Below are 11,651 nucleotides of genomic sequence, written 5' to 3' on the forward strand. Positions count from 1 at the left end.
GTACAATTACAGACAGCTAGTTCTAACACCTGACATATTTGCGTTTGAAGCCGAGCTGGCCTTTATCTACCGCCTTTTGAATATTAGCGGACGCGTTCAGTTGCTTGCTTTTTGCGGTACCACGATTGACCTCTACCGGGCCTACTTCCTTCGCGATATCGACCACCTTATCATGGAGCGGCATATAAGATACTGCCACCGTATACATGAAATTGTTCATCGCGTATTTCGCGCGCTCGGGAGCATCATGAATCGTATTTTTGACAAGTTCCAACATGCTGGCGATTTTCTCTTCAGAGAATTCATGGTCCGGCCGATTGCCGAGCAGCCAGCAGTAACAGCTCCAGCCCGCCGACATTTTCAGCTCTACATCGCTTGCAATCCATTTGTCTGATACTTCTTGTGCAATATCCGTTTCCGCCAAAGTTACTGCAACCACATAGTCCGAAAGCATATAGAAATAAGCCCCATCCATCCACCGTTCAAAATCCACTTCCGTCATCGCTTTAGGGTCTGCAATCACCCCCGCAAAATACATGGCATCGTAATTACCCGTGGCATAAAGCTGCTCAGCCAATAGTTGGTTGCGTTTTATTTTTCTGAAGATGGGCTTCATCGCGCCAGTAGCCACGCCAAAAAGCGGTTCGTGCGCCCCATTGGATTGATATATTTTCTTGGTGCGTTCCTTGCCGAGCCCTTCAAGCTCCTGCATAACCATTTCCAGATTCATTTTTCGCGCTTCCTTTTTATTAGTTTGTCGTTAGTGATTAAGCCGTCTTAACTTGAATATATCATAAAGCGGCCTTAATCCAATGGAATCTGGATTCTTATTGCTTTGTATCGTGTCGATCCGAACTCTTTTATAAAGATCTGGGAATGCCATGAAATTCTCATATGCTTGCTTCGAGGCGTCATACTACGATGACTCCGTAATCATATTCAACTCATTTTCTGGCTCCTTCTTGTAATACATGAAGTATAAGCTACAATAAGTGACAGCTACTTTGTCACCTATTAGAGCTTTGTAAAATTTATTTTTTATAGCCGGGAGGGGTAATATGGAGAAAATCGAAAGATTAATATCTATAGTAATGATCTTGCTGCAAAAGAATGTTGTTTCAACAACCGAGTTCTCACAATTATTTAACGTGTCTAAGAGAACGATTCTACGTGATATGGAAACCCTCAGTCTTTCTAATATACCTATTTATTCTATAAATGGAGTTTACGGCGGCTACGGGATTATGGATGAATACAAATTAGATAAACGACTTTTAAGCAGTAACGACTTAGAAAACATCCTAACCGCACTAGGTGGATTGGGACAAATTTTATTTAGTGATGAAGTAGAACTAACTCTTAAAAAAATCGAAGCGATGATAGGCTCAGCATCCTGGAAAGGTTCAATCCAACTGTCATTTTATGACTGGGAGGGTCGGTCTGAGATTCTTCAAATCTTGAAGACATGTCAAGAATCAATATTAAAAAGAAAGTTAATTTCATTTGATTATATTGATAAAAATGGCATTAAAACGAATAGAAATGTCGAGCCCTATCAGCTTCATTTTAGCGAAACGAGTTGGTATTTGAAGGGATTCTGTCTACATCGTCAGAGATATAGAACATATAAATTATCTAGGATCGATAATCTTAATATGGATAAAACAACATTTAAGCCTAGAGATAATTTGTTAAAACAAGAACATGAAACAAGTTATCAACCGCAACTAGTCGCTATTAAGGCGTTGATTTCACCTAGCATAAAAGATCAATTCATTGAACGGTACGGTCGAAAGAGTATTGAAAACTATAGTTCTGAATATTTCTTAGCAACAATCTATGTTCCTCAAAACAGTATTGGATATCAATTTTTAGCAAGTTTCGGTACAAATCTAGAAATAGTAGAGCCCAAAACATATGTTGAAGAATTTCGGAATTATTTAAGTAAAATGATGGAGAAATACTCGCAACGATAAAGAATAATATCTCCTCAATTCTTTACACGTGGTAAGGTTCTCCCTATCATCAAACAAACGAAAGACGCCTCAACGGGCGTCTTTCTTCATGTAAAGCTCGGTTATGAAATTGTGAGGACTCCGACTCCGTCTCCCTGGCAACTTGCTGTCCCGGTCCCCAGACATGGAGGCCATCCAACCGAACGGATGACCTCCGTAGCCAGAACGAGCCCTCGTTCACCGCGACCGTCGGGCCTGGAGGTCCCGAATAAAATCCTCAGCCAGTTCCCTCGGGACAAGTTGAGCTGGATCGCGCCCGCTGCCCCTTCCGCTGACCATAAAGCTGAAGGGGCTATTTCTAATCCTCGGTTGATTGTGGCCTTCAGGCCGAGACTCGTAATTGTGCCGCGGGCTGCGGAACAAATTGCAGCCGGATTGGGATAGTTTAGTACAGTAGAAAACATATAAGACGCAAGAGATGCAACGCCCCCTACTGTCCCCCACGTTCGGAGCTCTGCTGACAAACCAGGTTAAAAGTGCTAGCATGTACCTAATGATGGCCGACAGATTACTATGCGAAGCATGGAGGAATTGGGACGATGTTTGAGAACCGTCACCTTAAAGTCATAATGGAAGTCCAACAGCAGATGCTGTTATCTAACTTTGATTTGAAGCTGTTTATGCAGACGATCTGCGATCGGATGTGTCTGTTAACTGATGCCGACGGCTCTACCATCGAGATGCTAGCGGGCGATGAAATGGTTTATGCCGCCGTCAGCGGCACCTTGCAGCCTCATCTCGGAATTCGATTAAATAAGAACGGCAGTTTATCGGGCTTGTGCGTGACGGAGAAGGAAATCTTGTATTCGCCGGATACGCAGCAGGACGATCGTGTCAACAAGGAAGCGACTATGAAAGTCGGCGCGCGGAGCATGGTCTGCGTTCCCCTGTTCGAATCTAGCAATGCCGTCGGTGTGTTGAAAGTCATCTCCGACCGTCCCGATGCTTTCTCCAGCCGCGATATCGAGACATTGCAGTTGTTATCGCTCGCCCTAGGCTCGGAGCTAGGCAAGCAAATCAACTACGACGACAAAATTCGGATTCTGAACGATTACGAACAATTATTGGTTCAATTAAGAGCCGAAATTAAAAGACGCGAAAAACTAGAAAGCGAGCTTATTCAATTGACAGAGCGCGACATTCTGACGGGATTGCTGAATCGTAGAGGCTTTAGCGGTCGAATCCAAGGCTGGATTAATCGGGTCAGTCGAGAAGAAGGCTTATTCGGGGTGTTTTACCTCGATTTGAATAAATTCAAGCAATGCAACGATACTTACGGACATGAAGTCGGCGATCTCGTGCTTGTAGAATTCGCTAAACGCATCAAGGAAGCGGTTCGCGAATCCGATCTGATCGCGCGCGTAGGCGGCGATGAGTTCGTGGTGGCGGCATGGCTGCAGAACGGCTACGATGGCTTGATGCAGGTTGCCAAGCGTTTGATCGAGCAACTAGAGTCGTCGCCGATGCGGATTAAGGATCTTCAACTGCCGATGTCCACCAGCGTCGGCTGTACGCTATGGGCAGAGGGCAAAACGGAGCTCGATCTCATTCGCGCGGCGGACCAATCGATGTATATCGCCAAGTCCAACGGCACCAACCGGATTGCGGTTAATGGGGAGCTCGTGGGGTAATTTCCCCTAAAGGAATTTCGCAAAAAATGATAGGGTTCAGCGTATACACAATAACTCACTAAAGGGGGCTTACCGCAGCAGCTCCTTTCAGTGAGTTATTTGAGGTTACTTCGAGTTTATATTTGCAAAACGAGTTTACCGACAGTGTTTTTTTGTTCTAAATGTGTAAGAGCTTCTGCCGCCTTTTCCAGAGGATACACGCCATGAATCTCAGCTTGGATTTCTTTTCTTGCCAGCATGCTTAGCGCTTCCCGTGCCGCTTTCCCGGTCTCTGCAGGATTGCTTTCGGCGTATCCGCCTAATGTAAAACCAGCAGACTGCTTGTTGGAAAACCATATTTGGTTAAAAGAATGCGAGACATCCTGTTCGCCGCTGGCGTTTCCAACAACGATCAAATGGCCCATCGGGCGAAGCACCTCTAAGCTTTGTTTACGCATGCTTCCCCCGACCGGGTCAAAGACAGCATGAACGCCTTTTTGCCCTGTAGCCTTCAGAGTCTGCTCAACAAAATCGGACCGGACAAATAATTCGTCGTATCCGAAGGAAGCGGCAAACTTGACTTTCTCTGGGCTTCCAACGGTCCCCCATACTTTTCCGGCTCCCAAACGTTTTGCAACTTGTCCTAAAAAGCCGCCCAACCCGCCTACGGCCGCATGAACAAGTACGTTGTCACCTTTTCTCATTCTATACACATCTTTGATTGCCAGGTAAGCTGTCGTCAGATTTACAATTGATGCTGCCGCTGTCGCCAAGTCAAGATCCGCTCCTAATTGATCCAGCGGAACCGTCAACTCCGGTCGTACGTTTGCCATAGATGCAAACCCATTAAAATCAAGCAGCGTCATAGATGCAACGGGTTGACCGACGTAGAACCCCTCTACACCCTCCCCAATGGCACGTACATGCCCAGACACTTCTAAACCGGGAGTAAGCGGCATTGGAAAATCCGACATAAATTCGCCACGGCTCAGCAGCACTTCAAAATAACCAACTCCGGCATATGCAACATCAATGGTAAGCATACCAGGGGTCGGCTGCAGATCCGGCTTCTCGCACCATTTTAAACTTGCTGGTCCTCCTGGTTGATCGATTACAATGGCTTTCATTTTCAATGACCTCCTAGATTGGGAATGAGCTCATTATATTTCGTATCCAAGGAGGCAACCAGTTTGCCTTTATACAGGTATCCCGACTAATAGGATTATTTTCGCAACTCCGCTAATTTTTCTTCCATACCGGTATTTGCAATAGGAGTAAATATGCAACAATGAAGGTCTTCATCACCATTAATATTAGAAAAAGTATTCAATTGGAAAAACAGTCGCCCAGCGACACAATGATCAAACGTGTAAAGGGTGGCTTTCTTTTGCTGAACATTATGCAATCTCCATAACAGCTGAAACTCCTCGCATTCGAGGCACATCTGCTGGACGAAAGCCTCGAACCAACGATCGCCGGCCTTTTGGTCATAATACATCCGAAATACGCCCATCGTATAATTCGCAAATTCATTCCAGTTTACCAGCTGCTCACGCAGATTTGGATCTGCAAATATTAATCGCGTCATTACGCGCTCATCAGCGGGAATGGCATGGAAATCCGTAATAATTTCGGTTGCCATCCGATTGTAAGCCAGCACCTCAGTTCGATGATTTGCAATAATGGCGGGGTAATTTATTTGGTCAATAATGGTCTGAAGTTCAGGGTATGCCTCCCCGGTATTCGAACTAGCGTTCCTCTCTCCTCCGTAATCGGCCAATCGAAGCAAATGAACCTGTTCATCCGTAGATAACTGCAAGGCGCGTGCGACGCTCTCAATGACTTCCCTTGATACGGAAGCAACTCTGCCCTGTTCCAGCCAGGTGTACCAAGTAATGCTCACTCCCGCAAGCTGAGCAACCTCTTCTCTACGTAATCCCGGCGTTCTCCTTCTTCCAAATCGGCTAGCAATCTCTATTCGTTCCGGTTTGATCCGTTCTCGGCGGGATTTCAAAAAGTCTCCAAGTATTTTAATCTTTTCGTTTTCCAAGACCATTTAACCACACCTTACAACAGAATTTATCCAGCGCTTGTTTTCAAGAGGCATCTTAATAAGATTTGGTAGATCCCAACAATATCTGCTAACGCTTTATTCGAAAAATGAGTAAACGCCCCACTCTGTAACAACTATTCTTCAGAAAAAGTCCATTCCCTTTTTTGGTAACGTGGTTCTAAAGTGATTTTAAAGGTACAACCGTCAAAAACAAAAAAATGCAGCCCAGCCTCGTTACTAGGTGGGCTACATTTTGCTAGTAGCTTCATCATTTTATGGGCCCTGGTTAACCCATGGTAATTACTGTCCTTTTGCTGCCCTTTTTTGTAGTTTTGATACTATAGCATTTATCTGGGCCTGTGTGAGTGGCGCCCATGCGGAGCTATCAGGATCTGATAATGCAGAAGCGGGGCTTTCACCCTGACTCCACCATTTGGCTTGATAGGGTACTCCTTCGAAGATTACCCGCTGACCGGCATCATATATAGCCGCTTCTAACCAGGAAGGATAGGTGTTTTTCGGTACTGTAGGCTGTGGAATCGGTTTTTCGCCAGGCAATACCGGCCCTATGAGATTCCATGGCGTTTGCCATGACTGAAGAACCGGATTGTCAGGAACGTCGCCTTTTGTCCACCACTTAGCCTCATAGACGTTATGGTGCTGAACGACTTTTTGACCGGTAAGGTATATGGCCTTTGGTGACCATATCTGATAGGGACTTGTCGCCGGGTCATCAGGTTCCTGTTGACTGGCCGACACTTGATCTGACGTTGTTATGAGACCAGCACTCGTAACAATATTCCCTTTATAACCCATACCTAGTAAATCAGAAAAGCCGTACTGCGTTTGTTGCACGCCGCTACAAGCGTTTGAAACCATACTAACGTCAACATAATTACTTCCACACATAATATCCCGATTAACCGACCACATGGACATCCGGCCAACACCATGAGAAAGAGCAAACTTGTTTAGGGCCTGCGCGTCATTCAAGGTAAAAACCTCGTTTCTATAATCGTTTTGGCCGATCATGGGCGTTGCGCCAATCTTCGACCATAAGGTTGTATCACTTAGGGGCATACCTGCCTGTTGGTAAAGTATCTTGAGTTGGCGTTCAGTCTGTATTAAAGCGCTTTCTGAAGCAGTCAGCATCGTCTGATCCGACGATAGACTTGAACCGTAATCCATCGTCATCGCGTTTACTCCCGCTAGGTCGACGCCATCCTTAAGCAGTTGTGCGACAGCATTCGTACCATCCTGACTCAAACCTTGAGGCGAGACAGGTAGTGTCACCCATACCGCCAGTTGCTTGCCAGCTGCCCGTCTTTCTGACTGTAATTTGGCAATTGCCGCAGCACGACGGCTGCCAGCAGCAGTATCCGTAAGTCCAGCATTTTCGAGATCCAAGTCTATTGTATTCAAATTATATCTGTCAACAACCGAATGGTATGCGGATAAGAGTTTATCCGTGGCTGTACACCCGACTGCCAGTTCATTGTTTTTCATACCGCCGAAGGAAACGGCAACACTCCCCCCTTGTTGTTGTAACCGAGCCATGCGTCGATCTAGATCGAGACTTTCACTGGCTTGATTCAATGTGTAAGTACCGCCCCAGGATGGTGCACAAGGATTTGTCGGATCAGAAACAATGAATGCAAGAACAGCGTCCTTATGTTCGGTGGAGCCTAGGTTTTGGAACATAAACATGGGGGTAGCCGTAACGTCAACGTAGGGTGCAAACCATTGATTCTGCACTGCAGCCCGAGCGAACCACAAATTTCCCATAAGACCAGTAGCACCGAAGATACCAAAGGTGATAAGACCAGCAAGGACCATACATAGAAGTATCAAGCGCAATGGCGATAATCGCCGTTCCTCTACTAAACTCTTCGCGACGCTGGTCATGAGGACATCACTTCGTTTTCTTCTAAGTGTGGTGTTAGGGTAGTCAATGTAAGCTGATGGGATGCATGATCAGACAGCCGCATCTCGGCATCGCCGTGATAAAGAATTGCTTGCCAGCCAAGACGTTGTGTATGCTCCTTCTCCTGATCCGTCTGCTTTTTCTTTACCGGAACGTATAACCAATTTATGATGCTGAGCCATACGTCAACAACTGTATTTTTGATGCCGATAAATTCCACTATAGCCCATGCAGCTGTGATTGCATTGAATGCTGCGAAAGCAGCATTTCCCCAGTTCTGCAGCACGATGCCACGCCACAAAATAAACAGTGAAATTCCAATAATGAGATATGGTGAAATAACGTACAGCATTGGAGATACTGTACGTTCCTTAATTTTAGGAGTCCGAGCAAATGGAATTTTTTTAGCACTTAAGGCCTGCTGCATGGATTTCAGCACGCCAGCCAAATTCACGGGTAAGAGTATTAAGTTGAAACCGTAAATCCTGAAGATGTCGCTCCGTTTATAGCTGCAATATTTTAGATCGCTGGACATCGCTAAGAAGTATGGCAACGCCGCAAAAAGTACAAATGGACTCAGGAGGCGCCCGTCTATGGGATAAGCTAACATAAATACCAACCCAAAGCTTGCCCACGCAATGGAAGCCAGATAGTTCAAACGAAGTAATATCTCGGCCTTCGATACCACGTTTCCTTGTCTTTTACGATCTCGAACCAAAGACCACAGCTTCGGCAAGACGATAAGCCCCCCATTCGCCCATCGACGTCGTTGTACAATAAGCGAACCAAAATCAGGCGGTGTTGCGCTGTAACTTAGACGTTCTGGATAGTTGATAAGCGTCCAATCATGTCTGGCTAGATCGACACTAGATTCCGTATCTTCGATAACGGTGCGGTCCTGAATAAACCTTCTTATTTCAAAGCCGCCCACCCATTCCGCCTCACCGATGTCTTCCAATGCAGATTTCCGTATAATAGCATTAGCTCCGACCCAGAATGTTGCGTTATAGTAAGTCATGCCCTGGTGCAAAATATGTTGGATGTCTGTTGTAGCTCCAGCAATCCGCTCAATGCGGGTAGCGGCTCCGCGGAATGAAGAATATGGTGTCTGAACGACCGCAACGCGGGCATTATCCGGTTGCTGCAAGAAATAGACCAGGCGTAAGCAGTAACCGGGACGCAGTATGGAATCTGCATCTAAGGTAAGTACGAATTCGCTATCCGGAAATGTAATACTCTCGCCGTTCCGAATTTCGGTCGCGGGCACCAGTATAGGACCATCCGGCGTATGTACCTGATTACACGTGTGGCCCATAAGTCCGATATAGGAATTAAGGTTCATGGCTTTATTGGGTTCATGAGATAATGAAGCGAATTTTTTCCGTTCGAAGACATCCAGTTCCGTATGAAATATCCAGGTCAAACGTTGATAGAGCTGACTGACCCTGGAAACGGGAAGACTCACCCTTTCGTTGTAGGAGGCAATCAAAGCTTCATGAACCAAGCGCAACTCCTTTGATAAACCACCCACCACTTCACCTGCAAAAAATTCCCCGACATGGTCACCCATCTCTTCCTTCTTGACCAACTGATCTAACCAATTCGCCGCCCAGGCATAGTGTTCAGCCAGTTCCTTCGTAACTGCCAGCCTAATATGCGATGACGATGCCTGTTCGCGAAGGAATTCTGCAAGTTTGGACTCAAACAGCTGACGGGGGTCAGCAAATAAATCAGTGATATCCTTAGCCAACTGCCGAGTGGCGTTGAGTCGAGCTGAAGCTGCTGGGTCAGTCGGGTATGGGGCGTCATCCAAAAGGAGAACGATTCGAATACGGGGATACTCCTGTAGAGCAGCAGATAACAGGGTCTTTCGAACAACTTCCAGCTCTTCATCATATGACGGTACCAATACGGTGATCGTCGGCTGGTTCTTCTCGAAGTATCTATCAATCTCAGCACGAGGTACACGTACATGTTTACTAAATCGCTGCAAGGCACCCTGTCGTGCTAGGAGATACATTAGGGCTGAAAAAGTCAGAAGCGTGACAATGATCAGATATCCAAGAGACTCCATCACGAACTGAAACGTATTCGGACCCTTGAAATACTGCTTTATAATTGTCGTTATTACATAAACACTCCAAAATCCGATAGTCAAAATAATAGCTAAGCGGCTATATACCATTTTCCGGGTGGACGGCTTGTCATGAAAAATGGACAGTGGCGTTGAGTGACGCTCCGTACCCCACTGCCGTTTCCGTGCCAGTTTCCTAGTGCGTCGAAAACGTATCATTTTATGAGTTAGACCTCCTTCAACATGATATCTACACCAAGACTTTTATAAAGCCCGACAGCTATTGGTTGTCTTTGATTGTAAATAATATGGACAGAGTTCTAATTATATTCTGGATTTCGAGAACTAGGTTCGGTCATTCTTAAGGATTCATTTTTCTGAAATCTGAATGTCCAGATAAGTGATTGTTGGGCGGGAGATGATCGGAAATGAGCACAATTCTTGCTTGCTCGAACCTAACCAAAAGCTACGGAAAAAATGATGCTGTCAGCAATCTCGAAATGAAGCTGAACGAGAACACCATCTATGGGTTGCTTGGTCGCAACGGAGCCGGAAAAACGACTCTACTGAATATGATCACAGGCGGCATATTCCCCAGTTACGGTCAAATCGAAATCGCAGGGTCTCGGCTCCAGAAAGGGGAAACTCCTCAAGACGTCTGCTATATACGGGAGAAAAATCTATTCTTTAGCGGCGCGAAAGTTATGGAGATCCTGCAGCTTGCATCCGTGTTTCACAAGTACTGGGATTGGTCTTTCGCCCATGAACTGCTTAGAACCTTCAACCTCAACCCAAACAAGAAAATCCGCCAGCTCTCTAGGGGTATGGAATCCCTGGTGGGCAAGACGCGCCTTAATCTAAGTCAGGATTCCCAAAAAAATCGAAAAGGATGAGGACAATGATCTTTGCCCTGCGAAACGGGCACGAATCGCTTTGACTGTTCTCCTTGGTGGAATCGGCACACTACCCGTATCGGGAAGGTTCATTAAGATGTAGCATGTGGGAGCACGGTAGCTGCAGGAATCAGAAGAAGAAGTCCCTCACCGCCGGATGGCGGTTGAAGGACTTCTAGTGTGTTCAAAACCCCGTTAGCCTAGCTTTGTCATCAAGCAGGATCGCCTGAGTGCTTCAAAAGACTCGCAGTGATTTCCGCGTCAAATAAGGGCTTTTGCCAAAAAAATTCGCCGTTACTTGTGATACCGGTCAAAGTCATTTACTGCGCAGTCCAGCCTCCATCAACCATTAGAGTGACACCCGTTACCATATCGCTTGCTGGTGAAGCAAGATAGATGACAGCACCTGCGACATCACTAATCTCTGCTAAACGTTGATTAGGTATTCTCGCCAGTACCCCTTCTAAATAAGCGGGATCATCCAGACGCTCTGAATTTCCTGGCGTATATGTAAAGGTTGGTCCGACTGCGTTCACATTCACGCCCTTAGCAGACCATTCCAATGCCAGAACTTTCGTCAGCTGATTAACCCCGCCCTTGGAGGTGCAATAAACAGCGTGATCTACTATGCCAACGACACTAGCCTGTGAGCTCATATTTATGATCTTGCCATATCCCTGAGCAAGCATAATCTTCCCTGCCGATTGACAACAGAAAAACAAGCCTTTGAGATTAACGTCCATCATATTGTCCCAGTCTTCTTCCGTCACATCGACTGCTGGATGATTAGCGCCCAGTCCGGCATTGTTAACTAGGATATCCAATCTTCCAAATTGCATCTTCACCTGATTTATTACCGAATCGATCTCCTTAACATCCCGAACATCCAGTGTGAAAGCTACAACGTCGCCTCCGTCAGCCCGGATTTCTGATACTAAATGATCTAGTTGTTCCCTGTTTCTTGCTGCAACAGCAACCTTCGCGCCAGCGTGAGCCATTGCTTTTGCAAGCCCAAACCCGATCCCTTTACTAGCTCCTGTGATCATGGCAACCTTGCCAGTCAAATCAAATTGCGGGTACAT

At 46.0% G+C, this 11,651-nt stretch carries 9 protein-coding genes and 1 pseudogene; 3 read left to right on the forward strand and 7 right to left on the reverse strand.

Annotated features, from left to right (window positions below):
- Nucleotides 1-22: 22 nt before the first annotated feature.
- Both ABRS97_RS10220 and ABRS97_RS28190 read right to left on the reverse strand, forming a co-directional pair.
- Nucleotides 23-730 (reverse strand): DNA alkylation repair protein, encoded by a 708-nt coding sequence (locus tag ABRS97_RS10220; protein WP_367813447.1) that lies wholly within the window; start codon nt 728-730, stop codon nt 23-25.
- Nucleotides 731-823: 93 nt separating this feature from the next.
- Nucleotides 824-904 (reverse strand): annotated as a pseudogene (locus ABRS97_RS28190) (YdeI/OmpD-associated family protein); the annotation flags it as partial.
- A gap of 154 nt (nt 905-1,058) precedes the next feature.
- On the opposite strand from ABRS97_RS28190, the gene ABRS97_RS10225 reads away from it, so the two are divergent.
- Both ABRS97_RS10225 and ABRS97_RS10230 read left to right on the forward strand, forming a co-directional pair.
- Nucleotides 1,059-1,976, forward strand: coding sequence for a helix-turn-helix transcriptional regulator (locus ABRS97_RS10225; RefSeq protein ID WP_367813449.1), 918 nt, complete (start codon nt 1,059-1,061; stop codon nt 1,974-1,976).
- A gap of 578 nt (nt 1,977-2,554) precedes the next feature.
- Nucleotides 2,555-3,646, forward strand: coding sequence for a sensor domain-containing diguanylate cyclase (locus ABRS97_RS10230; RefSeq protein WP_367813451.1), 1,092 nt, complete (start codon nt 2,555-2,557; stop codon nt 3,644-3,646).
- A 116-nt stretch (nt 3,647-3,762) separates the two neighbouring features.
- Here the strand turns inward: ABRS97_RS10230 and ABRS97_RS10235 are convergent, their stop codons facing one another.
- The 4 genes from ABRS97_RS10235 to ABRS97_RS10250 all read right to left on the reverse strand — a co-directional run bounded on the left by ABRS97_RS10235 (nt 3,763) and on the right by ABRS97_RS10250 (nt 9,895).
- The gene (locus tag ABRS97_RS10235; protein WP_367813453.1) at nt 3,763-4,752 is read right to left on the reverse strand and encodes a quinone oxidoreductase family protein; all 990 of its coding nucleotides are present in this window, start codon (nt 4,750-4,752) and stop codon (nt 3,763-3,765) included.
- Between the two features lie 95 nt (nt 4,753-4,847).
- Nucleotides 4,848-5,681, reverse strand: coding sequence for a helix-turn-helix transcriptional regulator (locus tag ABRS97_RS10240; RefSeq protein ID WP_367813455.1), 834 nt, complete (start codon nt 5,679-5,681; stop codon nt 4,848-4,850).
- 297 nt (nt 5,682-5,978) lie between these two features.
- Nucleotides 5,979-7,583, reverse strand: coding sequence for a chitinase (locus ABRS97_RS10245; RefSeq protein ID WP_367813457.1), 1,605 nt, complete (start codon nt 7,581-7,583; stop codon nt 5,979-5,981).
- A complete protein-coding gene (locus ABRS97_RS10250; RefSeq protein WP_367813459.1) occupies nt 7,580-9,895 on the reverse strand; it encodes a glycosyltransferase family 2 protein in 2,316 nt (771 codons plus the stop codon). Before ABRS97_RS10250 ends, ABRS97_RS10245 begins: the two co-directional genes overlap by 4 nt.
- A gap of 209 nt (nt 9,896-10,104) precedes the next feature.
- Between ABRS97_RS10250 and ABRS97_RS10255 the strand changes: the two genes are divergently transcribed.
- On the forward strand, nt 10,105-10,569 hold the full coding sequence (locus tag ABRS97_RS10255; RefSeq protein WP_367813461.1) for an ATP-binding cassette domain-containing protein: 465 nt from the start codon (nt 10,105-10,107) through the stop codon (nt 10,567-10,569).
- Between the two features lie 320 nt (nt 10,570-10,889).
- On the opposite strand, the gene ABRS97_RS10260 is transcribed toward ABRS97_RS10255, so the two are convergent.
- Nucleotides 10,890-11,651, reverse strand: a complete 762-nt coding sequence (locus tag ABRS97_RS10260; protein ID WP_367813463.1) for an SDR family NAD(P)-dependent oxidoreductase — start codon at nt 11,649-11,651, stop codon at nt 10,890-10,892.

Origin of the sequence: Paenibacillus tabacirhizosphaerae (assembly GCF_040812395.1) — a bacterium.
In the GTDB taxonomy this organism is placed as follows: domain Bacteria; phylum Bacillota; class Bacilli; order Paenibacillales; family NBRC-103111; genus Paenibacillus_E.